The organism is Mycobacterium vicinigordonae (assembly GCF_013466425.1).
GTDB classification, from domain to species: domain Bacteria; phylum Actinomycetota; class Actinomycetes; order Mycobacteriales; family Mycobacteriaceae; genus Mycobacterium; species Mycobacterium vicinigordonae.
The window spans coordinates 2,918,675-2,942,227 of record NZ_CP059165.1 but is presented as its reverse complement, the minus strand read 5'-3'; the positions used below and the strand labels follow the sequence as shown (position 1 = coordinate 2,942,227).

Here is a 23,553-nt window from a genome sequence, read left to right as displayed (position 1 = left end):
ATCGAAGCGGTCACCCGTTCAGTGCCACCGCAACAGCACCAGTTCGGAGCAGAAACCCGGGCCCATCGCAATCATCAGACCGGGGCTGCCGCTGGGGGGTGGTTTGGCGAGGGTGTCCCGCAGTACGTGCAGCACCGACGCCGACGACAGGTTGCCGATTTCGCTCAGCGAGCGCCACGTCAGCTCCAGCGCCTCGGGCGGCAGACCCAACGTCTCGGTAATCGCGTTGATGATCTTGGGCCCACCCGGGTGCGTCACCCAGGCACCGATATCGGTGGTCTTCAACCGGTGTTCGCCGAGGAACGAGTTGACATCGTTGCCCAGGTACTGCTCGACGACAGCGGCCAGATCCTTGGACAGCACGAGTTCAAACCCAGCTGAGCCGACGTCGTAACCCATGGTGCGCAGCGAGTCGGGATAGAGGGTGCTGCGGGAATCGAGAATCAACGGGCCGCTTACCGCAACCTGTTCGGCGCGGCGGTCGCCGACCGCGACGACCGCCGCCGCGCCATCAGCAAACAACGCACTACCCACTAGACCCGCAACCGACGGTTTATAGCCGGGGAACGTCAGCGAGCAAAGCTCCACCGAAACCAGCGCGGCGATATCGTCTGGCGCACCCTTGAGGTAGTCGTGCAACCGGGCCACGCCAGCCGCCCCGGCCACGCATCCCAACCCGAACAGCGGCACCCGTCGCACATCGGGCCGCAGACCCACCCGCCCGGCTATCCGGGCGTCGAGCGACGGAACTGCCAGCCCGGTGACCGTGGTGGTGATCAGCACATCGAGGTCTTCAGGTGCCAGCCCGCCCTCTTCGAGCGCACCCATCAGGGCCTCGACACCCAGATCCACAGCTTTTTCGATGAAAATTGAATTCGCCTCGCCGAAATCGTTGAGGCTTGGGTACTTCTCCAACGGCAACACCAGGTGCCGGCTATTGACCTTAGCGCTGGCGTGCAATTGCCGGACGATGTCCTCGTAGCCCTCGAATTCCGGGATGTTGACGAACGTGTCGGTCAGCTGATGCTGCGAGTACCGATGCGGCGGCAAGGCTCCGAAGACACCTGCGATGACGCTCATTGGTCCCACCCCTTTGATACGAACATCAAGGCCACATTGTTCACCAGGATCGATTAACCGACTCGCTCAAGCGTCAAAGTTTAGTCGTTCCAAATTGACCGGCAAAAGAGCGGGCCACCCTTACCGCCGCAGTTGCCCACGCAACCGGTCGGCGGCAGAGCGCAGCGCGGTCAGCTGCTTGGCCACTTGACCAGGGGCGGTTCCACCCCGGGCATCGCGCGACAATACCGACCCCTCGATGGTCAGCACCTCCCGGACCTGCGGGGTGAGCTCTGGGCTGATCGCGGCCAGCTCGTCATCGGTCAAGTCCTGCAACCCGACGTCACGCTGTTCGGCGGCACGCACCGCGGCGCCGGCGGCCTCGTGCGCAGATCGAAACGGAACGCCCTGCCGCACAAGCCATTCAGCGATATCGGTGGCCAAGGTGTAGCCGGCCGGCGCCAGCGCCGCCATCCGTTCGACGTTAAATGTCAGACTGCCCACCAACCCGGCCATCGCCGGCAGCAGCAGCTCCAATTGCGCCACCGAGTCAAACACCGGCTCTTTGTCTTCCTGCAGGTCGCGGTTGTAGGCCAGGGGTTGAGCCTTCAGCGTGGCCAGCAGGCCGGCCAGGTTTCCGATCAGGCGACCGGACTTGCCACGAGCTAGTTCGGCGATGTCCGGGTTCTTTTTCTGCGGCATGATTGAACTGCCGGTCGACCAGGAGTCGTGCAACGTGACATAACCGAACTCCGTCGAACTCCAGATGATGATGTCCTCGGCCAGCCGGGACAGGTCGACGGCGATCATCGCGAACACGAATGCCGCCTCGGCAGCGAAGTCGCGGGCGGCGGTGGCGTCCACAGAATTGTCCGTCGCCGCCGAAAAGCCCAGGCTAGCGGCTATCGCGTCGGGGTCCAGGCCCAGCGACGAACCTGCCAGGGCGCCCGAACCGTACGGGGAGATCGCCGCACGCTTGTCGAAGTCGATGATCCGGTCCACGTCGCGCAGCAACGGCTGCGCGTGCGCGAGCAGGTGATGCGCCAGCAGGATCGGCTGAGCGGACTGCAGATGCGTCTTGCCGGGCATGATCGCGTTCGGGTTAGCGGCCGCCTGATCGGCCAGCGCGGCGGCCACGTCGAGCACGCCGTCGGCGACCCGGCGCACCGCGTCGCGCAGCCACATCCGGAACAGCGTGGCTACTTGGTCGTTACGGGAGCGTCCGGCCCGCAGCCGCCCGCCCAGCTCCGGCCCGACTCGGTCGATCAGCCCGCGTTCCAGCGCGGCGTGAACGTCCTCGTCGGAGACCAGAGGCCCGAAGCTACCGTCGGCAACGTCCTCGGCCAGGCTGTCCAGCCCGGTCAGCAAACCGTCACGCTGTTCGTCGGTGAGCAGCCCGGCCGCGTACAGGACCACGGTGTGTGCCCGGGACGCGGTGATGTCGTACGGTGCCAGCACCCAGTCGAAGTGGGTGGACTTGCTCAGCGCGGCCAATGCGTCGGAGGGACCGCCGGCGAAGCGGCCGCCCCACAGCGACCCCTCGTTGGTGCTCACTTTTCCGCGCTCACTTTGCCCCCGCTCATTTCCCCCCCGCGAGCAGACGCAAAAGCACCTCTGCGCCCGGCGTGTCGGGTGCCTTTACGTCTGCTCGCCGGGAAACGGTCACCGGAGGTCCCGGCGAGCAGACAGCTTGGACGACAACCCGTGCACGTAGACGAAGCCCTTGGACATCGACTGGTCGAAAGTGTCGCCCTCGTCGTAGGTGGCCAGGTTGAAGTCGTACAGCGATTCGGCGCTGCGCCGGCCGTTGACTGCGATATGCCCGCCGTGCAGGACCAGCCGGATCTCGCCGGTGACATGCTCCTGAGTCTTGGCGACGAAGCTCTCCAAAGCGACCTTCAGCGGCGAGTACCAGAGCCCGTCGTATACCAACTCCGCCCACCGCTGATCGGTCTGGCGCTTGAACCGACCCAACTCGCGCTCGAGGGTGACGTGCTCAAGCTCGGTGTGCGCGGTGATGAGCACCATCGCGCCCGGGGCCTCGTAGATCTCGCGACTCTTGATGCCGACTAGCCGATCCTCGACGACATCCAGCCGCCCGACACCCTGCGCGCCCGCGCGGCGATTGAGCTCGGTGATGGCCTGCAGAACCGACACCGGCTTGCCGTCGATGGACACCGGCACACCCCGTTCGAAGCCGACGATCACCTCATCGGGTGTATTCCAGTTGACCGTGGGGTCCTCGGTGTAGTCGTAGACGTCCTTGGTAGGGGCATTCCACAGGTGCTCGAGAAAGCCGGTCTCTACCGCGCGGCCCCACACGTTCTGGTCGATGGAGAACGGCGAACGCTTAGTGACATTGATTGGGATGCCGTTCTCCTCGGCGAACGCGATAGCCTTCTCGCGCGTCCAGGCGTAGTCGCGCACCGGAGCCAGGACCTCGAGATCCGGTGCCAGCGAAGCGAATCCGACTTCGAATCGAACCTGATCGTTGCCTTTACCCGTGCAGCCGTGCGACACGATGCTGCCGCCGTGCTCACGGGCGGCGGCCACCAGATGCTTCACGATCAGCGGTCGGCTAATCGCCGACACCAGCGGGTAGCGGTCCATGTACAGCGCATTATTGAGGATGGTGGGCAGGCAATAGCCTTCCGCGAACTCGTCCCGGGCATCGACAACGACGGCCTCCACGGCGCCGCAGTCCAGCGCCCGTTGCCGGACGACCTCCATGTCCTCGCCGCCCTGGCCGAGGTCGATCGCCACCGCTACGACCTCACGGCCGGTCTCCTTGCCGATCCAGCTGATGGCCACCGAGGTGTCCAGGCCGCCGGAATAGGCCAGGATGACGCGCTCTGACATGAAAAGTTCTCCTTGTGCTCGGGCAGATTATTCGGGACTTACTTCAGGTCTTCCAGGGCCGTGGCCAGCTCTGCGCCCGTCATGGGTTCGCGGGCGGCCACAAATACGGTGTCATCACCAGCGATGGTGCCGACCACGTACGGTAACGCGGCCCGGTCGATCGCGCTGGCCAGATAGTGCGCCCCTCCAGGTGGGGTACGCAGCACCGCGAGGTTCGCACTGGCGTCGGTGGAGACCAGCAGCTCCCCCAGCAGCCGGGACAACCGGCCAGTTCCACCGGCCACCCCACGCACCGGGCTACCGTCCTCGGGCACCACGTACACGCCGGCGCCGCCGTCGGCACCGCGCAGTTTGACCGCGCCGAGTTCCTCGAGATCACGCGACAACGTCGCCTGGGTGACCTCGATACCTTCAGTGGCCAGTCGGGCCGCCAGCTCGCTCTGGCTGCGCACTTCCGCGGTGGACAGGATGGTGACGATGCGAGCCTGCCGGCCGGCACGGTTGCCACTGATCTCTGGCGCCGCCTTGGACCCGCCGTCCGCGTGTGTCATCGCGATCTTTCCAACAGCCACACCAACAGTGCTTTTTGGGCGTGCAGCCGGTTCTCGGCCTCGTCCCACACCACGCTGGCCGGCCCGTCCATCACATCATCGGTGATCTCGTCACCGCGGTGAGCTGGAAGACAGTGCAACACAATCGCTTCGGGGTCGGCGAGCCCGAGTAGTCGACGATTGACCTGGAATGGCCGGAACGGTTTGACCCGGTCCAGGCCGTCACCCTCCTGCCCCATCGACGTCCAGGTATCGGTGACCAAGACGTCGGCTCCGGCCGCGGACGCGTCCGGGTCAGTGGTCGTCACGACCGAGGCGCCGGTCTCTTGCGCGCGCTGCTCGGCCGCGGCCACCACGCCCGAATCCGGCGCAAAGCCTGCGGGCGCAGCGACAGTGACATGCATGCCCGCGGTCACCCCACCCAGCATCAGGGAGTGGGCCATGTTGTTGGCGCCGTCCCCGAGGTAGGTCATCTTCAAGCCCTTGAGCGAACCTTTGCGTTCGGCAATCGTCTGCAGGTCTGCCAGCACCTGGCAAGGGTGAAACTCGTCAGAAAGGGCGTTGACGATGGGCACCGACCCGGCCGAAGCCATTGCGGTCAGGCGCTCCTGCCCAAACGTGCGCCACACGATGGCATCGACGAAGCGCGACAACACCTTGGCAGTGTCTTCCAGGGTTTCGTCGCGTCCGAGCTGCGTGTTGCGCGCGTCGACGACCACAGGGTGCCCCCCGAGTTGGGCGATACCCATCTCGAAGGAAAACCGGGTGCGGGTCGAGTTCTTGTCGAAGATGACCGCGACCCCTCTCGGTCCCTCCAGCGGTCGGCGGCTGAAGGGGTATTTCTTGAGTTCAGCGGCCAGTTCGAGGACCTCGGCCTGCTCCGCCGGGGTGAGGTCGTCGTCGCGCAGGAAATGTCTAATCATGTGCGGCACCTTTTCCTCATCGCTTCACTGTGCATCGTTGTCGGCACCTCACTTGGCCGCCGCATCGAGGATCCCCGGCAACGCAGCAACGAACCCGTCGAGTTGTGACTCGGAGATGATCAGCGGCGGGGCCAACCGAATGACGTTGGGCGCGGCTGCATTCACCAGATAGCCGGCATCGCGGGCACCGGACTCGACAACCTTGGCCTGCGGAGCGGTCAGCACGATTCCCTGCAGTAGTCCCCTGCCCCGTACGTGGTCGATCAGCGGATGACCCAGCGCTTCGATCCCATGTTTGACTGATTTGCCCTTGACTTCGGCAGCACGCACCAAGTCGTCGTCGGACAACACCTTGAGTACCGCCAACGCTGCCGCGGTGCACACCGGGTTTCCGCCGAAGGTACTGCCGTGCAAACCGGGAGTGAGCAGTTCCGCGGCCGACCCGATCGCGATGGCCGCGCCGAGTGGCAGTCCGCCGCCGAGGCCCTTGGCCAGCGTCACCACATCGGGTGTGATGCCGTCGTGTTGATGGGCGTAAAACGTTCCAGTACGGCCCATTCCGGTCTGCACCTCGTCGAGCACCAGCAGGGTACCGTGGCGTGAGGTGATCTCGCGGGCGGCAACCAGGTAACCCTCCGGTGGGACGACGACTCCACTCTCGCCCATAATCGGCTCGAGAAACACTGCGGCCGTGTCGTCGTCGACCGCCTCGTCGAGTGCGACGGCGTCACCATAGCGAACGTGGGTGACGTAGCCAGGTAGAGGTTCGAACGGCGCCTGCTTGGCCGGCTGTCCGGTCAGCGCGAGCGAGCCCATCGTCCTACCATGGAATGCTTCTTGCGCTGCAACGATTTTCGTTCGTCCAGTGAGGCGGGTTATTTTGAAAGCTACCTCGTTCGCTTCAGTTCCGGAGTTGCAGAAGAACACTCGCGCTTGGGTATCGGTACCGAGCAGAGCTACCAGTTGTTCGGCCAATGCGATACCGGGTTCGGTGGCATACAGGTTGGAGGTGTGGCCCAGCGTCGACATCTGCCGCGTGACGGCCTCGATCACCGCGGGGTGGCGGTGTCCGAGCACGTTGACCGCGATACCTCCGAGCAGGTCGACGTAGGAGTTGCCGTCCACGTCGGTCAGGACCGCTCCGTCGCCGCTGGCCAATGCCACCGGGGGGGTGCCGTAATTATTCATCATGACAGACTGCCAACGATGTTGCACTGCTTGTGTTTTCGTTGGTTGTGTCACACTGACACCACCTTTGTGCCGGTACCGGCGTTGGTAAACAACTCCACGAGCACGCAGTGTTCGACCCGTCCGTCGATGACGTGCGCGCTGGGCACTCCGGCGGAAACGGCCCGCAGGCACGCCTCAACTTTGGGGATCATTCCCGTCTCCAGTCTGGGGAGCAGTTGGGCCAAGGTGGCCGTATCGATTTCGCTGACCAGCGATGTACGGTCAGGCCAGCTGGTGTAAAGGCCTTCGACATCGGTGAGCATCAACAGCTTTTCAGCGCCCAAAGCTTCCGCCAGCGCCGCCGCCGCGGTATCGGCGTTGATGTTGTGTACTACTCCGTCGGCGTCCGGGGCCAGCGTGGACACCACCGGAATTCGGCGCGCGGCAATAAGATCCAAGACAGCAGCGGTGTTGACCAATTCGACGTCACCAACCAGACCAATGTCGGTGTCGACGCCGTCGACGGTCACGCTGCGCCGCACGGCGGTGAAAAGTTGAGCATCCTCACCGGTGATGCCGACTGCGTAAGGTCCGTGCGCGTTGATCAAGTTGACCAGTTCGCGACCCACTTGACCGAACAGAACCATCCGGGCCACGTCAAGCACTTCTGGGGTGGTCACCCGGAACCCGCCCTTGAAGTCGCCCTCGATACCCAGGCGGCGCAACATGGCGGTGATCTGTGGCCCTCCCCCATGCACGACAACTGGATGGATACCGCAGTTGCGTAGAAACGCCATGTCCGCCGCGAACGCCCGGCGTAGTGACTCGTCGGTCATCGCATGGCCGCCATACTTTACGACCACAATCTTGCCGTGCAGCTGCTTGAGCCACGGCAGCGCTTCGGCCAGTACTTGCGCCTTGACCTGGGTGGACAACGAGTCGGTGGTACCGGTCATGAGCTGTACGCCGAGTTCTCTTCGACGTAACCATGCGAGAGGTCGGTGGTCCGAATGGACGCCTCACCATCCCCGACGGCAAGATCTACGACGATATGAATGTCGGCGCCAGACAGGTCCACCTCGCGCGCGCCCGGAGCGCCGACTCCGTCGCAGTACACGACAAACCCGTTGAACGAGACGGTGATTCGGTCGACCTTCATGTCGATCGGGGCCATCCCGACGGCCGCCAGCACCCGACCCCAGTTCGGATCGGATCCGAAGACGGCGGTCTTGACCAAGCTGTCGCGGGCGATGACCCGCGCCGCGGTCAGCGCATCATCTTCGGTAACAGCACCTTTCACTGTGACCGTGACTCTCTTGGTGACACCCTCGGCGTCAGCCTGCAGCTGGGCGCACAGATCGTCGCAGACCCGCAGCAAGGCCTCATCGAGATCTGTTTGCTGCGGTGCGATTTCACTGGCACCGGAGGCCAGCAATAATACGGTGTCGTTGGTGGAGCAGCTGCCGTCGACGTCGAGGCGATCGAAGGTTCGCGCGGCAGCCTGCCGCAGCGCCTGCTCGAGCGCTGGCGGCTCGGCCACCGCATCGGTGGTGATTACGCACAGCATAGTGGCCAGAGACGGCGCCAACATCCCCGCACCTTTTGCCATACCGCCAACCGTCCAGTTGTCCTTATGATGCAGCGCAACCTGTTTCGGGACGGTGTCGGTGGTCATGATGGCATGTGCGGCCTCGTCGCCTCCGCTGAGACCGCCGTGCATCTCGTGCACGATATCGCTGACGCCGGTCAACACCTTGTCCATTGGGAGCCGGTCCCCGATCAGGCCAGTGGAGCAGACAGCGACCTCGATGGCCCCGGTCTCGGTTCCCCAATCCGATAATGCCGCAGCCACTGCTTCAGCGGTGGCGTGGGTGTCTTGGAAACCGCCCGGTCCGGTACAGGCATTAGCACCGCCGGAATTGAGGATCACGGCGCGCAATCGGCCGGTCGTCAGCACCTGCTGTGTCCACAGCACCGGCGCAGCCTTCACCTTGTTGCGGGTGACGATACCGGCCGCCCCGTAATCGGGCCCCTCGTTGAACACCAGCGCGAGATCCGGAGCTCCAGATGCCTTGATACCAGCGGCAATACCCGCGGCGCGGAAGCCCGCCGGCGCGGTGACACCCTGCGCGCGCACCAACTTTGTGGTGTCGATGATTTCGTTCACGGCGCTACTCCGACCACCGACAGCCCGTCGGTCTCCGGCCAGCCGAGTGCCAAATTCATCGACTGCACCGCTGCGCCGGCGGTCCCCTTGACCAGGTTGTCAATGGCTGCGATCGCGACGAACGTCGACGCCTCCTCGTCAACGGCTATCGCGATATGCGCCGCGTTACTACCAATAACGCTCCCGGTGCGCGGCAGCTGCCCCTCCGGCATCAGATAGATGAAGGGTTCCGCGTCGTATGTTTTTTCGTACGCGGCTCTCAGCTGCGAGATCGGTGCGCGAGTGCGCGCTGTGCAGGTAGCCAGGATGCCCCGCGATGTGGGGATCAGAACCGGCGTGAACGACACCGTGACTTCCTGCTGGGTGACGGCGCGCAAACCTTGGGCAATCTCAGGGGTATGCCGGTGCGCTCCACCTATGTTGTACGCGCGGGCCGAGCCGAGGATCTCAGACCCGAGTAAGTCGGTCTTAGCCGCCCGACCGGCGCCGGACGTGCCACTCACCGCGACAACGCTGACAGCCGGCTCGATCAGGTCCGCGGCAACGGCAGGCAGTAGCGCCAGCAGCGCGGCGGTCGGATAGCAGCCAGGAACCGCTATGCGGCGTGCACCGCGAAGCTTGTCCCGTCCGCCGGGCACCTCCGGTAAACCGTACGGCCAGCTGCCGGCGTGCGGGGAGCCGTAGAAGCGCTCCCAAGCGGCTGCGTCGGTGAGTCGGAAATCCGCACCACAATCGATGATCAGGGTCTCGGGGCCGAGCTGTTCGGCAAGCTGTGCGGAATTTCCGTGCGGAAGAGCGAGGAACACGACGTCGTGGCCGGCGAGCACGGCTGAGTCGGTCGGTTCGACAACGCGGTGTGCCAGGGGGATCAGGTGAGGATGGTGCTCACCTAGCATGGTGCCGGCGCTGGACGCAGCCGTTACTGCGCCGATGGTCATCCGGCGCTCGCCGTGAGCCGGATGACCGATAAGCAGGCGCAAGATCTCGCCGCCGGCGTAACCCGTCGCACCGGCAACCGCCACCCTCATTCCGTCGACCATCTGGCGATTCTGCATGGTTATGCATCTCAATGCAACTTAATTCTCAGGTTTAAAGTCTCCGCGAACCGGTGATGCCATCCCTACCGCGTTGTCGACCGTGTCAACTGGACACGCCGGTGTGGGCGAAAATCGGGCTTACTCGGACGCACAGAAGACAGGAGCAGATGCTCTCTGTCCCACCGGGTTTCGGCCTGAAGGTCCAAACGGCAGAACCTGTGCAGACCCTAAGATTACGGTCGAATTTTCTTAGAGATATCTGGTTTAGGCACCCTCCTCTATGGGGACCTATTGGGCACATGTTGCCTCGCGGACGATCGGGCGTCGCCGAGTCAAAAGTGCGTTCATTTGGGTCATCTGGGGAGATGGACATGTCTGTTTTGATCGTGCCTGAATTTGTCGAGGCGGCAGCCGAGCAATTAGCCGGGATTCGCTCCAACCTGGTCGAGGTCAGCACCGCGGTACTGGGTGCAACGACAGAAGTAGCGCCCGCGGCCGCGGACGAGGTCTCGGTCGCGATTGCCAAGCTGTTCGGCACGTTGGGCGGCGAGTATCAGGCCATTAGCGCGCAGGCCACGGCGTATCACCAGGATTTCGTCGCCTTACTGACGCGCGGTGCTACCGCCTACGCCGCTGCGGAGGCACTCAACGTGTCTGCGCTGTTCGACTTTGGCCGCATCGCGACTGCCATCGAGATCGGCGTCGGAAACCTTGCCGCGCAAGTTAGTGGCGCCCTGAGCGCTTCTCTCGCCGGCCTCGGCGTCTCGATCGCCGGCTCAGGGTCTCTTGCCCTAGATTTCAGCAACGCTGTGCGCGCCGTCGCCGCCCTCCCCAGCCTCGGCGCAGGTCTCGCTCTACAGACTGGCGGCGCAGTGTTCACCGGTTTGGGCACCGGCCTCGCCCAGACCGGGCAGATCATCACGAGCCTCGGCGCCGGACTGGGTGGTGCGGGTACTTCGTTATCGGCCTTGGGCGCCGGTCTCACCGGGCAGGCCAACGCTACGCTCGCTGCTGTCTTGGGGGGATCCCTCGGGGCCAACCTGTCTGCAAACCTAACCGCCGCCATCACGGGTTCGCTGCCATCCCTGACCGAACTCGCGCAAACCGGTGGCGCGCTGATCGGCAACATCTCAGCCGGGCTCAACCAGCTAGTCCAAACGGGCGTGAGTTTGGTAGGGAATTTCAGCATTCCGACGTTGCCGAACATTGGCGCGACGTTGAATGCGGGCTTCAACGCGCTGGTGAACCTGGCCGGCAACCTGAGCCTGCCACCGCTACCCGGGTTCCCCGGCTTCACCTTCCCGCCGCTGAACTTCGGGCTCCCCGGCTTCGAAGTCCCCGGCTTCCCCGGCCTGGTACTGCCCGACTTCGGCGCCGCCCTCACCGGCGGCCTCAACACCCTGGTGAACCTGGCCGGCAACCTGAGCCTGCCGCCGCTACCCGGGTTCCCCGGCTTCACCTTCCCGCCGCTGAACTTCGGGCTCCCCGGCTTCGAAGTCCCCGGCTTCCCCGGCCTGGTACTGCCCGACTTCGGCGCCGCCCTCACCGGCGGGCTGAACACCCTGGTGAACCTGGCCGGCAACCTCTCACTGCCGCCGCTACCCGGGTTCCCCGGCTTCACCTTCCCGCCGCTGAACTTCGGGCTCCCCGGCTTCGAAGTCCCCGGCTTCCCCGGCCTGGTACTGCCCGACTTCGGCGCCGCCCTCACCGGCGGGCTGAACACCCTGGTGAACCTGGCCGGCAACCTGAGCCTGCCGCCGCTACCCGGGTTCCCCGGCTTCACCTTCCCGCCGCTGAACTTCGGGCTCCCCGGCTTCGAAGTCCCCGGCTTCCCCGGCCTGGTACTGCCCGACTTCGGCGCCGCCCTCACCGGCGGGCTGAACACCCTGGTGAACCTGGCCGGCAACCTGAGCCTGCCGCCGCTACCCGGGTTCCCCGGCTTCACCTTCCCGCCGCTGAACTTCGGGCTCCCCGGCTTCGAAGTCCCCGGCTTCCCCGGCCTGGTACTGCCCGACTTCGGCGCCGCCCTCACCGGCGGCCTCAACGCGCTGGTGAACCTGGCCGGCAACCTCTCACTGCCGCCGCTACCCGGGTTCCCCGGCTTCACCTTCCCGCCGCTGAACTTCGGGCTCCCCGGCTTCGAAGTCCCCGGCTTCCCCGGCCTGGTACTGCCCGACTTCGGCGCCACCCTCAATGCTGCCCTTTCCGGCAACCTCGGGCTGGAACTCGGAGGCCTCTCGGCCGCGTTTAACGGCGCCATCAGCGCCGGACTGAACGGACTGAACGTCGCCGTTTCCGGCGGGCTGAACACCCTGGTGAACCTGGCCGGCAACCTGAGCCTGCCGCCGCTACCCGGGTTCCCCGGCTTCACCTTCCCGCCGCTGAACTTCGGGCTCCCCGGCTTCGAAGTCCCCGGCTTCCCCGGCCTGGTACTGCCCGACTTCGGCGCCGCCCTCACCGGCGGGCTGAACACCCTGGTGAACCTGGCCGGCAACCTGAGCCTGCCGCCGCTACCCGGGTTCCCCGGCTTCACCTTCCCGCCGCTGAACTTCGGGCTCCCCGGCTTCGAAGTCCCCGGCTTCCCCGGCCTGGTACTGCCCGACTTCGGCGCCGCCCTCACCGGCGGGCTCAACGCGCTGGTGAACCTGGCCGGCAACCTGAGCCTGCCGCCGCTACCCGGGTTCCCCGGCTTCACCTTCCCGCCGCTGAACTTCGGGCTCCCCGGCTTCGAAGTCCCCGGCTTCCCCGGCCTGGTACTGCCCGACTTCGGCGCCGCCCTCACCGGCGGGCTCAACGCGCTGGTGAACCTGGCCGGCAACCTGAGCCTGCCGCCGCTACCCGGGTTCCCCGGCTTCACCTTCCCGCCGCTGAACTTCGGGCTCCCCGGCTTCGAAGTCCCCGGCTTCCCCGGCCTGGTACTGCCCGACTTCGGCGCCGCCCTCACCGGCGGGCTGAACACCCTGGTGAACCTGGCCGGCAACCTGAGCCTGCCGCCGCTACCCGGGTTCCCCGGCTTCACCTTCCCGCCGCTGAACTTCGGGCTCCCCGGCTTCGAAGTCCCCGGCTTCCCCGGCCTGGTACTGCCCGACTTCGGCGCCGCCCTCACCGGCGGGCTGAACACCCTGGTGAACCTGGCCGGCAACCTGAGCCTGCCGCCGCTACCCGGGTTCCCCGGCTTCACCTTCCCGCCGCTGAACTTCGGGCTCCCCGGCTTCGAAGTCCCCGGCTTCCCCGGCCTGGTACTGCCCGACTTCGGCGCCGCCCTCACCGGCGGGCTGAACACCCTGGTGAACCTGGCCGGCAACCTGAGCCTGCCGCCGCTACCCGGGTTCCCCGGCTTCACCTTCCCGCCGCTGAACTTCGGGCTCCCCGGCTTCGAAGTCCCCGGCTTCCCCGGCCTGGTACTGCCCGACTTCGGCGCCGCCCTCACCGGCGGCCTCAACACCCTGGTGAACCTGGCCGGCAACCTGAGCCTGCCGCCGCTACCCGGGTTCCCCGGCTTCACCTTCCCGCCGCTGAACTTCGGGCTCCCCGGCTTCGAAGTCCCCGGCTTCCCCGGCCTGGTACTGCCCGACTTCGGCGCCGCCCTCACCGGCGGGCTGAACACCCTGGTGAACCTGGCCGGCAACCTGAGCCTGCCGCCGCTACCCGGGTTCCCCGGCTTCACCTTCCCGCCGCTGAACTTCGGGCTCCCCGGCTTCGAAGTCCCCGGCTTCCCCGGCCTGGTACTGCCCGACTTCGGCGCCGCCCTCACCGGCGGGCTGAACACCCTGGTGAACCTGGCCGGCAACCTGAGCCTGCCGCCGCTACCCGGGTTCCCCGGCTTCACCTTCCCGCCGCTGAACTTCGGGCTCCCCGGCTTCGAAGTCCCCGGCTTCCCCGGCCTGGTACTGCCCGACTTCGGCGCCGCCCTCACCGGCGGGCTCAACGCGCTGGTGAACCTGGCCGGCAACCTGAGCCTGCCGCCGCTACCCGGGTTCCCCGGCTTCACCTTCCCGCCGCTGAACTTCGGGCTCCCCGGCTTCGAAGTCCCCGGCTTCCCCGGCCTGGTACTGCCCGACTTCGGCGCCGCCCTCACCGGCGGCCTCAACGCGCTGGTGAACCTGGCCGGCAACCTGAGCCTGCCGCCGCTACCCGGGTTCCCCGGCTTCACCTTCCCGCCGCTGAACTTCGGGCTCCCCGGCTTCGAAGTCCCCGGCTTCCCCGGCCTGGTACTGCCCGACTTCGGCGCCGCCCTCACCGGCGGCCTCAACGCGCTGGTGAACCTGGCCGGCAACCTGAGCCTGCCGCCGCTACCCGGGTTCCCCGGCTTCACCTTCCCGCCGCTGAACTTCGGGCTCCCCGGCTTCGAAGTCCCCGGCTTCCCCGGCCTGGTACTGCCCGACTTCGGCGCCGCCCTCACCGGCGGGCTGAACACCCTGGTGAACCTGGCCGGCAACCTGAGCCTGCCGCCGCTACCCGGGTTCCCCGGCTTCACCTTCCCGCCGCTGAACTTCGGGCTCCCCGGCTTCGAAGTCCCCGGCTTCCCCGGCCTGGTACTGCCCGACTTCGGCGCCGCCCTCACCGGCGGGCTCAACGCGCTGGTGAACCTGGCCGGCAACCTGAGCCTGCCGCCGCTACCCGGGTTCCCCGGCTTCACCTTCCCGCCGCTGAACTTCGGGCTCCCCGGCTTCGAAGTCCCCGGCTTCCCCGGCCTGGTACTGCCCGACTTCGGCGCCGCCCTCACCGGCGGCCTCAACGCGCTGGTGAACCTGGCCGGCAACCTGAGCCTGCCGCCGCTACCCGGGTTCCCCGGCTTCACCTTCCCGCCGCTGAACTTCGGGCTCCCCGGCTTCGAAGTCCCCGGCTTCCCCGGCCTGGTACTGCCCGACTTCGGCGCCGCCCTCACCGGCGGCCTCAACGCGCTGGTGAACCTGGCCGGCAACCTGAGCCTGCCGCCGCTACCCGGGTTCCCCGGCTTCACCTTCCCGCCGCTGAACTTCGGGCTCCCCGGCTTCGAAGTCCCCGGCTTCCCCGGCCTGGTACTGCCCGACTTCGGCGCCGCCCTCACCGGCGGCCTCAACACCCTGGTGAACCTGGCCGGCAACCTGAGCCTGCCGCCGCTACCCGGGTTCCCCGGCTTCACCTTCCCGCCGCTGAACTTCGGGCTCCCCGGCTTCGAAGTCCCCGGCTTCCCCGGCCTGGTACTGCCCGACTTCGGCGCCGCCCTCACCGGCGGCCTCAACGCGCTGGTGAACCTGGCCGGCAACCTGAGCCTGCCGCCGCTACCCGGGTTCCCCGGCTTCACCTTCCCGCCGCTGAACTTCGGGCTCCCCGGCTTCGAAGTCCCCGGCTTCCCCGGCCTGGTACTGCCCGACTTCGGCGCCGCCCTCACCGGCGGGCTGAACACCCTGGTGAACCTGGCCGGCAACCTGAGCCTGCCGCCGCTACCCGGGTTCCCCGGCTTCACCTTCCCGCCGCTGAACTTCGGGCTCCCCGGCTTCGAAGTCCCCGGCTTCCCCGGCCTGGTACTGCCCGACTTCGGCGCCGCCCTCACCGGCGGCCTCAACACCCTGGTGAACCTGGCCGGCAACCTGAGCCTGCCGCCGCTACCCGGGTTCCCCGGCTTCACCTTCCCGCCGCTGAACTTCGGGCTCCCCGGCTTCGAAGTCCCCGGCTTCCCCGGCCTGGTACTGCCCGACTTCGGCGCCGCCCTCACCGGCGGCCTCAACGCGCTGGTGAACCTGGCCGGCAACCTGAGCCTGCCGCCGCTACCCGGGTTCCCCGGCTTCACCTTCCCGCCGCTGAACTTCGGGCTCCCCGGCTTCGAAGTCCCCGGCTTCCCCGGCCTGGTACTGCCCGACTTCGGCGCCGCCCTGAATGCAGCACTCTCAGGGAGCCTGGGTCTGAGCATCAACGGGCTATCAGCAGCTTTCAGCGGTGCCCTGAACGCCGGACTGAATGGACTCAACGTCGCCATCAGCGGCGGGTTGCCAGCCCTCTCCGGCGTCTTCGGCGGCGGACTGGACGCTCTGATCAGCGCCGGACAAACCCTGGCTGGCACGCTGAGCGCCGGACTTCCGGCCCTAAACGCAGCATTCAGCAGTGCGCTGTCGAGTAGCCTGGCGGTCGGCCTCAGCGGGTTCAATGCGATCTCGGCAGCCCTGAACGGTGCCTTCGGGACGGGGCTGACCAGCCTGAACGCCGCCCTCAACGCGGCCTTTAGCGCCGGGCTACCCGCCCTCAGCGCAGCGATCACCGGCAGCCTGTCGAACTTCAGCGCAATGCTCAACGCCAGTCTCGCTGGCCTGAACGCGTCGCTGAGCGCCAACATCAGCGCGAACATTGGTGCGGCCTTGTCGGGCTCGATCAACGGTGCCGTCTCGGCTCTCGTGAGCGCTGGGGACGCACTGGCGGCGACCTTCGGGTCGGGGCTGACCGGACTGACTCAGGTCGGTGCAGGTCTGACGGGCAACCTGCTCGCGGCGCTGGGTAGCACCGGCGAAACCGGGATGGCATTGGCGAACATCTGGACGAATGCCGCAACGCAGATCGGCAACGTCGTCGGCGGCGCCCTGAATGCAAGCTTCGGCGCAGGACTGTCGGGACTCGGGCAAACCGGTGGGGCATTGGGAGCGACCATCGAGGGAGCCCTTCTTGGACTCACCCAGACCGGTGGGTCAATCCTGACCGCGCTGAACAACACCGCCCTCGATCTCGCTGTATCGGTCCGCAACGCCTTGCTCAGTCTGCAACTGGCACTGCAAGCCAGCCTCGGCATTTCGGTCGGCACCTAGTAGAAGGACCCCCCAGCGGCGCGGCACCAGAAGTTTTCTCGGCGAACTGGCTCGCCAGTACAACCGGATTAACTCCCGGTGCCGCGTCGGTTAAGCAGTCCTAGTGCGGAGTCGGGTTTAGCAGTTGGTCGTTAAATTGCCCGTCCGCGTGCACCGAAAGGCTTTCCCACTCGGTCCGCGACGACCTGATACGGCACTAGGCTCAACGTCCCGCCTCGACGGTTGGCGTTGGCAGTCGAGAAACGGAGCCTAATTGCCCCGGAAAGGCCACGCGCGGGAAAGCGCGCTATGACCTACCGATTACGCGTCGTCAGCTGCGTAGCACAGCGCCGACCCGCTCGGCCGCGCACCGCACAGCGGCATCACGGGCCGCACTAGCGTCGTCCTCGGTCAACGTGCGATCCGGGGCGCGGAAACGAAGAGCGAACGTCAGCGATTTACGGTCCGCACCGATCTGCGGTCCGACGAACACATCGAACAACTGGATGTGTTCGAGTAGTTCTCCGGCCCCGTCTCGAACCGCGTCCAGGACCGTCTGTGCTGGCACGTCGGTCCCCACCACCAAACTGACGTCTTGAAAGACAGCCGGAAACGGCGACACCCGCGGCGCCGGCAGATGCCCACCGATCGGGATTCCATCCAGATCCAGCTCGACAGCGCAGGTGCCTTTGGGCAGCCCCGCGCGTTCGATCACCGCCGGATGCAGCTGCCCAGCGTGACCGACCAGCGTGTCTCCGACCAACACTTCGGCGCACCTGCCGGGATGCCACGGCAGGTATTGGGCCGCCCGCAACGTGACGTCGACACCGCTGGCGCGGGCAATGGTCCGCACCGCCTCGAAGGCGTCGGCCGCCTCAACGGCGCGCCCCGGTCCCCACGGCCCGCGGGGCTCACGCAATCCGGCCAGCACGGCGGCGACATGCTGGGGCTGCCGCGGCAGCGACGCGTCCAGCGTGGCGATCTCGGTATTAGTGGGCCGGCGGTCGACCGCGATCAAATCGACGCCGCGGGTCTGCTCGGTCGGCTGGACTACCTGCGCCATGGCGAACAGTGCGACATCGCCAAGTCCTCGGGACACGTTGCGCGCCAACGCTTCCAGCAGCCCCGGAAGCAGTGTCGTGGCCAGTGCTGGGCGATCGGCCTCAAGCGGGTTGACTACGTTGGTGGTGGTGCGACGGGGGTCCTCGGCCGGCAGCCCCCACAGGTCGAACACGCCGGCAGGTAGGAACGGGGTCGGCAGGACCTCGACGTAGCCCGACAGGGCCAGTGCCTTTCCTATCGCGCGGCGGCGCTGCTGTTCGGGCGTAAGACCGCGACCCGCGGGCGCTGCGGGCAGCACCGACGGGATGGCTTCCAGCCCCTCCAGCCGTAACACCTCTTCGACGAGGTCAGCGACCTGCAGCAGGTCCGGGCGCCAACTCGGCGGCGTCGCGGTAACCGTGTCGCCGTCCTGGGCTATCCGCGCACCGATCTGAGCAAGCCGACGTGCGGTGGTGCCGGGTGGGTAGTCGACACCGGCGACGCGGTCGGGCTGATCAGCAGCAATCCGGATCGGGGGCGGCGACCAGTCTCTGCGCGGTGGGTCGCCGCGCCAGTCGGTCAATGTCGGCTCAGCGCTTCCGCCCGCGATCTCGACGAGCAGCCGTGCACACCGGTCCAGGACCGCCACCGAGATGGCCGGGTCGACCGCGCGCTCGTACCGGCGGGCCGCTTCGCTGGGCAGGTGAAGCCGGCGCTGGGTGCGCGAGATCGCAGCCGGATCCCAGACAGCGGCCTCGAGTAAGACGTCGGTGGAGTCGATGCGCACTTCGGTGCTCGCTGCGCCCATCACCCCACCAATGGCGGCGGTCGCGACATCGTCGACGATCAGGACATCAGCGGGTTCGAGTTTGCGTTCGACGTCGTCAAGGGTGACCACGGTCTCGCCGGGACGGGCGAAGCGCACCGCGAATCCCCCAGTAATGCGGGCACGGTCATGCGCGTGCATGGGATGGCCGAGCTCGATCATCACGTAGTTGGTGACGTCGACGGCGGGCGAAGCGGGGCGGATGCCAGACAGCAGTAACCGTCGCTGCAGCCACCAGGGCGAGACCGCTGCCGGATCGATCCCAACCACCGGGCGCAGCGCGAATCGGCGCACCTGAGTTGCCGGGTCGATGGCCAGCGGCCAGGCTTCGCCCGCTACGGGCAGCGGTGAGACCTCGGCGGGGTCGACGAAGTCCACGTCGAATGCACAGGCGATTTCGCGGGCCAGGCCGCGCACCGACATCGCGTACCCCCGGTCCGGCGTGATGGCCAGGTTGAGGACGACATCATCCAGACCCAGTATTACGGTTGCATCCGCTCCTGGTTCGGCGGTCCCGGGCGGCAGCACCAAGATCCCGGAATGATCGGTACTCAAACCCAGTTCGGCCGCCGAACAGATCATGCCATTGGAGTGGCGACCGTAAGTCTTGCGCGCGGCGATCTTGAAGTCGCCGGGCAACGTGGCCCCCGGAAGGGCCACGGCGACCAGATCGCCGACCGCAAAATTGGTTGCGCCACAGACGATTTCCTGGGGACGCTCAGCGCCGACGTCAACCAGGCAAGCGCGGATGGGCTTCTTGAAGCCGCTGAGTTCCTCAATGGCGGCCACCCGCCCGACGGCTAGCGGCCCGTCGACCGGACCGAGTTCGATCACCTCTTCGATCTCGTGACCGATCCGGACCAGCGCCTGCACCAGGTCGGCGGGGCTGACATCCCAGTCCGGGGCACCGGCGCGGACCACTTCGCGTAGCCAGCTATACGGGACGCGCATCAGGCGCCCACCCCGAACGGCAGCGAGAACCGCACATCGCCCTCCACCATGTCGCGCATATCGGGAATGCCGTTGCGGAACTGCAGGGTTCGCTCTAAGCCCATGCCGAAGGCGAAGCCGGAGTACACCTGCGCGTCAATGCCCGCGGCCCGCAAGACGTTGGGGTGCACCATGCCGCAGCCGCCCCACTCCACCCAGTCCGCGCCACCCTTCTTGCCCTCAAACCAGACATCGACCTCGGCCGAGGGTTCAGTAAACGGAAAGAAGTGCGGGCGCATCCGGGTCCGGGCCTGCGCGCCGAACTCCGACCGCGCGAACGCGTCGAGGGTGCCGCGCAGATGAGCCATGGTGAGGCCGCGATCCACGGCCAGCCCCTCGACCTGGTGGAAGACCGGTGTGTGGGTGGCGTCGAGTTCGTCAGTGCGGAACGTACGACCGATCGAGATGATGTAGACCGGTAATTCGCGTTCGAGCAGGGTCCGCACTTGCACGGGCGAGGTGTGGGTGCGCAGCACCTGCCGGGAATTGTCCGGCGCGATGTAGAAGGTGTCCTGCTCGCTGCGCGCCGGGTGGTCCGGCGGAAAGTTAAGGGCGTCGAAGTTGAACTGCTCGGTCTCGACCTCCGGCCCCTCGGCCACCTCCCAGCCCATCGCCACGAATGTGTCGGCGACGTGCTCGGCCAGGATGGTGATCGGATGTCGGGCACCGGTGGGCTGCCGCGTCGACGGCAGCGTGACATCGATACGCTCGGCGACCAGCACCGCGGCGTCGCGCTCGGCGCGCAGCGTCACCAACCGATCGTCGTAGCTGCGCTGGGCCTCGCTGCGTGCGACGTTGACCCGCTTGCCGGCGTCGGCGCGCTGATCCTTGGGCAGACTGCCGAGCGCTTGCCGGGCAAGTGCCAGCGGTGACCGGTCGCCGAGATGCTCGGTCTTGGCGTGCGCGAGGGCGTCCAGGCTGTCAGCGCGGCCAATGGCCTGCTGGGCGGCCTGGACCGCTTGCGCCAGCGCCTCCGGCGACAGATCGACGGGTTGATCACCCACGCGGCGGCACTCTCCTTGCTGACGGGGCTGGTCCCGCGCGAGGGGCCTTCGATGGGCCCGCATCGTCGCCGGGCGGGTTCACGGCACGGTATGACGCAAGTGCCGATCCTAGTCAAGGTTGCGTTGCCGCGGACGGCGGGGAGGCACGTCGCTGTTGCCGACGTTCGCCGTGAGCGTTATCCGTTGGCGCTTACCGCGGGTAGCGGGCGCGTCGCTGTCGTCTCGGCAGCGTCTCGTGCCGACACGAGCGGGCGTGCCGCCAGATGGGCGGCCAGGCCCGCGAGCGCTGCGACAACCGTTCCGGCCACCATCGAGATGGTGCTGTGCGCCAGGATCAGGAACCCGAAACCCGCCGAGTTCAGCAGCATGAAGCAGCGCAGCGGTGTCCAGTGGATTTGCGCGCGGAAGCGAGTTGAGACCAGCACCCCCAGAAGCACAGCCACCGCGTGGCCGGCGTTGGTGAAGTCACCCCCAACGACCGCGGCAGTCACGCTCAGCGAGATCCACCAGGCGACCCACGTCGGCCGCCACGCCCGCGGGATGGTGGCTGTTAACGCTCCCAGCGCCGCCAGCGCCCCGTAGCTCATCCCGACGTCGCTGGCGCGGGTGATCGACCACGGCATCCAGCCCATCTCGACCGACATCGCCAGTGCGGCTGCCACCACCAACGTCGCCCCGATATGGCCGACCAGGAACGCCACGATCAGTCGCAGGGTGTGCAGATGCAGTTCGGCGAGCACCAGCAGACAAGTCAGAAACGGCATCCAGAAATAGAGCGGACCCGCCTCGACGACAAATGCGCTACCGAGCAGGGTGCCCAGCCGGCCGTGCGACAGGTTGTGCAGATTCGTGCTGGCGTGCCGGATCAGCCGGTCGTGTGCCTGGGGACTCAGCACGAGCATGGTGGTGCTGACGCCGAATAACGTGGCCATGTAGGCCACGGTGAAGCGAACCCGAAAGAGCCGGGTGAAAATCTCGGAAAGCATCACCATCCACTATGCACGGACATTTGTCTCATCCGTGTTATCACCAGCTGGCAACTGCCTACCAACCTTGAGGCGATATATCGCTAAGTCGGGTGGGATGCCGGTTAGTTTGCTGGAGAACATCGGCCGGCGCGCCCGCCGGGCAGTGACGCCCATCGCGTCCAGCTCACTCTGCGGGATCAGATCCAGTGTCGGACTCGAGATCATGACGCCGCCCTTGGTGGCGCGTTCCATCACTCGAGCCGCAATGTTGACGTCGACGCCAAGCCAGTCCGAACCCAGGCGCTGCGGCCGCCCGGTGTGGATGCCAACCCGCATTCGGGGTGTATAACCTTCCACCTCAACAGATTTGATGGCTTCCTCGGCGGCGATGACAGCCTTGACCGCTACGGCCGGGCGCCGGAAGACCGCCATGATGCCGTCGCCCATCCGCTTGACGATATGACCGCCGGCATCCAAGAGCGGCGACTCGACCGAGCGCGCCACCTGCCGCAGCAGAGACAGGGCCGCGTCGTCGCCGGCCTGCAGCGACCACGTGGAGTAACCCACCAGGTCGGTGAACACCAACGTGACTTCGGGGTTTGCCGGCTTGCGGGAAACCGCTTCGGTCATCGCTTGCCACACCTGCAACACACCGAGGCTCACCTCGCGCGATGCTGCATCGCGATCTCCCAGCAGCCGGTCGGCGGCACGGGCCGCGGCGCGGGGACCACCCTCACCGGCGGTAGACAACGGGTCACCGAACTCGGGGTCACCGGGCAACAGCCGTCGCGCCCGCTTGACGAAATCCACCACCCCTGGACTGTGGTTGGTGCTGCGCAGCCACTTGGTGGGGGATCGCCGCCGCGAGGCGTCTTCGGTCACCACTGTTGCGGTTTCGTCGGCGGAGCCGGACTCTGATGCGTCTGGCACAACCTCCACCCGGTCAGGTTATTTGGTCCTTGCAGACCCCGGCAACGAGGCCTGCGCCACCCATGTCACACGGCGCTGCAAACGTGCTGATCACGTCGCTGCGGCGGCGCTATGGAGAGTGGGTAACGCCGGTGCGACGCGCATTCCCAAATCGTGGACAACGCGTGTTGTCACCGCTTATCGTGAGCGCAGTAGAGGCGCTTTGGAGGCCGTCATGACTGTCACATCGGCAACGACGCCGGCTGACCCACTCGGGCCCGACTCGCTGACCTGGAAATACTTCGGAGATCTGCGCACCGGAATGATGGGCGTCTGGATCGGCGCGATCCAGAATATGTACCCGGAACTAGGTGCCGGTGTCGAGGAGCACTCCATCCTGCTCCGCGAACCCCTACAGCGGGTGGCCCGCTCGGTCTACCCGATCATGGGCGTGGTCTACGACGGCGACCGCGCGGCCGAGACCGGACAGCAGATCAAGGGTTACCACTCGACGATCAAAGGGGTGGACGGCGCAGGCCGCCGTTATCACGCCCTCAACCCCGAGACGTTCTACTGGGCGCACGCGACGTTCTTCATGCTCATCGTCAAGGTGGCCGAATACTTCTGTGGCGGCTTGACCGAGGCCGAGAAGCGACAATTGTTCGACGAACACGTGCAGTGGTATCGGATGTACGGGATGAGCATGCGACCGGTACCCAAGTCGTGGGAGGAGTTCCAGGAGTACTGGGAGCGCGTCGGCCGCGACGAACTAGAGATCAACCAGGCGACCCTGGACATCTTCAACATGCGCATCCCCAAACCCAAGTTTGTGCTGATGCCCACGCCAATCTGGGACCAAATCTTCAAGCCGCTGCTCGCCGGTCAACGCTGGATTGCGGCCGGTCTGTTCGAGCCCGCCGTTCGGGAGAAGGCCGGAATGCACTGGACGCCAGGCGACGAGATCCTGCTGCGGGTGTTCGGCAAGCTGGTCGAGGTGGCCTTCTTGGCGGTGCCCGACGAGATCCGCCTGCACCCCCGAGCGCTGGCCGCCTACCGGCGCGCGGAGGGCCGGATCCGCAACGACGCACCGCTGGTGGAGGCGCCCCCGTTCATGGCGCCGCCGCGCGATCGGCGCGGCCTGCCCATGCACTATTTTCCGCCGCGCGCTCGCTCACCTCTGGATCCGGCCAAGGCGTTGATGGAACGAGCAGGGTCGTTGGTGCACAGCACGTTGTCGATCGCCGGCCTGCGGCCCGCGCGGGGACGTAGCCGGGCGGCGTGAGGAGTCAGTGAG

15 protein-coding genes are annotated in these 23,553 nt (G+C 66.6%); 2 read left to right on the top strand and 13 right to left on the bottom strand.

Going from position 1 to position 23,553, the window contains the following annotated elements:
• Positions 1 to 18: 18 nt before the first annotated feature.
• The 9 genes from H0P51_RS13350 to argC all read right to left on the bottom strand — a co-directional run bounded on the left by H0P51_RS13350 (position 19) and on the right by argC (position 9,784).
• The gene (locus tag H0P51_RS13350) at positions 19 to 1,080 is read right to left on the bottom strand and encodes a type III polyketide synthase (protein WP_180918501.1); all 1,062 of its coding nucleotides are present in this window, start codon (positions 1,078 to 1,080) and stop codon (positions 19 to 21) included.
• Between the two features lie 120 nt (positions 1,081 to 1,200).
• Positions 1,201 to 2,613, bottom strand: a complete 1,413-nt coding sequence (gene argH / locus H0P51_RS13345; protein ID WP_180918500.1) for an argininosuccinate lyase — start codon at positions 2,611 to 2,613, stop codon at positions 1,201 to 1,203.
• Between the two features lie 108 nt (positions 2,614 to 2,721).
• A complete protein-coding gene (locus H0P51_RS13340) occupies positions 2,722 to 3,918 on the bottom strand; it encodes an argininosuccinate synthase (RefSeq protein ID WP_180918499.1) in 1,197 nt (398 codons plus the stop codon).
• Positions 3,919 to 3,956: 38 nt separating this feature from the next.
• Positions 3,957 to 4,469: an arginine repressor gene (locus H0P51_RS13335; RefSeq protein WP_180918498.1), complete on the bottom strand. Its 513-nt coding sequence runs from the start codon at positions 4,467 to 4,469 to the stop codon at positions 3,957 to 3,959.
• The gene (gene argF / locus H0P51_RS13330; RefSeq protein ID WP_180918497.1) at positions 4,466 to 5,392 is read right to left on the bottom strand and encodes an ornithine carbamoyltransferase; all 927 of its coding nucleotides are present in this window, start codon (positions 5,390 to 5,392) and stop codon (positions 4,466 to 4,468) included. The genes H0P51_RS13335 and argF overlap by 4 nt, the downstream gene beginning before the upstream one ends.
• A 48-nt stretch (positions 5,393 to 5,440) precedes the next feature.
• Positions 5,441 to 6,583, bottom strand: a complete 1,143-nt coding sequence (locus H0P51_RS13325) for an acetylornithine transaminase (protein WP_246398622.1) — start codon at positions 6,581 to 6,583, stop codon at positions 5,441 to 5,443.
• Positions 6,584 to 6,630: 47 nt separating this feature from the next.
• Positions 6,631 to 7,518 (bottom strand): acetylglutamate kinase, encoded by an 888-nt coding sequence (gene argB, locus H0P51_RS13320; RefSeq protein ID WP_180918496.1) that lies wholly within the window; start codon positions 7,516 to 7,518, stop codon positions 6,631 to 6,633.
• A complete protein-coding gene (gene argJ, locus H0P51_RS13315; RefSeq protein ID WP_180918495.1) occupies positions 7,515 to 8,729 on the bottom strand; it encodes a bifunctional glutamate N-acetyltransferase/amino-acid acetyltransferase ArgJ in 1,215 nt (404 codons plus the stop codon). The genes argB and argJ overlap by 4 nt, the downstream gene beginning before the upstream one ends.
• A complete protein-coding gene (gene argC, locus H0P51_RS13310; protein WP_180918494.1) occupies positions 8,726 to 9,784 on the bottom strand; it encodes an N-acetyl-gamma-glutamyl-phosphate reductase in 1,059 nt (352 codons plus the stop codon). The genes argJ and argC overlap by 4 nt, the downstream gene beginning before the upstream one ends.
• Positions 9,785 to 10,137: 353 nt before the next feature.
• Here argC and H0P51_RS13305 point away from each other — a divergent pair, with 353 nt between their 5' ends.
• Complete coding sequence (locus H0P51_RS13305) at positions 10,138 to 16,542, top strand: PE domain-containing protein (protein WP_180918493.1); 6,405 nt, start codon at positions 10,138 to 10,140, stop codon at positions 16,540 to 16,542.
• Positions 16,543 to 16,852: 310 nt separating this feature from the next.
• Here H0P51_RS13305 and pheT read toward each other — a convergent pair whose 3' ends face one another.
• From pheT to H0P51_RS13285, 4 genes are all read right to left on the bottom strand, one after another.
• On the bottom strand, positions 16,853 to 19,339 hold the full coding sequence (gene pheT / locus H0P51_RS13300; protein ID WP_180918492.1) for a phenylalanine--tRNA ligase subunit beta: 2,487 nt from the start codon (positions 19,337 to 19,339) through the stop codon (positions 16,853 to 16,855).
• The gene (pheS, locus tag H0P51_RS13295; RefSeq protein ID WP_180918491.1) at positions 19,339 to 20,382 is read right to left on the bottom strand and encodes a phenylalanine--tRNA ligase subunit alpha; all 1,044 of its coding nucleotides are present in this window, start codon (positions 20,380 to 20,382) and stop codon (positions 19,339 to 19,341) included. Before pheS ends, pheT begins: the two co-directional genes overlap by 1 nt.
• 176 nt (positions 20,383 to 20,558) lie before the next feature.
• On the bottom strand, positions 20,559 to 21,368 hold the full coding sequence (locus tag H0P51_RS13290; protein ID WP_246398619.1) for a rhomboid-like protein: 810 nt from the start codon (positions 21,366 to 21,368) through the stop codon (positions 20,559 to 20,561).
• 9 nt (positions 21,369 to 21,377) lie between these two features.
• Positions 21,378 to 22,289 (bottom strand): adenylate/guanylate cyclase domain-containing protein, encoded by a 912-nt coding sequence (locus tag H0P51_RS13285; protein ID WP_180918490.1) that lies wholly within the window; start codon positions 22,287 to 22,289, stop codon positions 21,378 to 21,380.
• Between the two features lie 205 nt (positions 22,290 to 22,494).
• Between H0P51_RS13285 and H0P51_RS13280 the strand changes: the two genes are divergently transcribed.
• A complete protein-coding gene (locus tag H0P51_RS13280; protein WP_180918489.1) occupies positions 22,495 to 23,541 on the top strand; it encodes an oxygenase MpaB family protein in 1,047 nt (348 codons plus the stop codon).
• Positions 23,542 to 23,553: the final 12 nt, after the last annotated feature.

What these genes read in the sequence shown, in the direction of transcription:
- H0P51_RS13280 (WP_180918489.1), top strand. Translation starts at nt 22,495, where the DNA reads ATGACTGTCACATCGGCAACGACGCCGGCTGACCCACTCGGGCCCGAC.
- H0P51_RS13305 (WP_180918493.1), top strand. Translation starts at nt 10,138, where the DNA reads ATGTCTGTTTTGATCGTGCCTGAATTTGTCGAGGCGGCAGCCGAGCAA.
- H0P51_RS13335 (WP_180918498.1), bottom strand. Translation starts at nt 4,469, where the DNA reads ATGACACACGCGGACGGCGGGTCCAAGGCGGCGCCAGAGATCAGTGGC.
- argC (WP_180918494.1), bottom strand. Translation starts at nt 9,784, where the DNA reads ATGCAGAATCGCCAGATGGTCGACGGAATGAGGGTGGCGGTTGCCGGT.
- pheT (WP_180918492.1), bottom strand. Translation starts at nt 19,339, where the DNA reads ATGCGCGTCCCGTATAGCTGGCTACGCGAAGTGGTCCGCGCCGGTGCC.
- argB (WP_180918496.1), bottom strand. Translation starts at nt 7,518, where the DNA reads ATGACCGGTACCACCGACTCGTTGTCCACCCAGGTCAAGGCGCAAGTA.
- H0P51_RS13350 (WP_180918501.1), bottom strand. Translation starts at nt 1,080, where the DNA reads ATGAGCGTCATCGCAGGTGTCTTCGGAGCCTTGCCGCCGCATCGGTAC.
- H0P51_RS13340 (WP_180918499.1), bottom strand. Translation starts at nt 3,918, where the DNA reads ATGTCAGAGCGCGTCATCCTGGCCTATTCCGGCGGCCTGGACACCTCG.
- H0P51_RS13325 (WP_246398622.1), bottom strand. Translation starts at nt 6,583, where the DNA reads ATGATGAATAATTACGGCACCCCCCCGGTGGCATTGGCCAGCGGCGAC.
- argF (WP_180918497.1), bottom strand. Translation starts at nt 5,392, where the DNA reads ATGATTAGACATTTCCTGCGCGACGACGACCTCACCCCGGCGGAGCAG.
- H0P51_RS13290 (WP_246398619.1), bottom strand. Translation starts at nt 21,368, where the DNA reads ATGCTTTCCGAGATTTTCACCCGGCTCTTTCGGGTTCGCTTCACCGTG.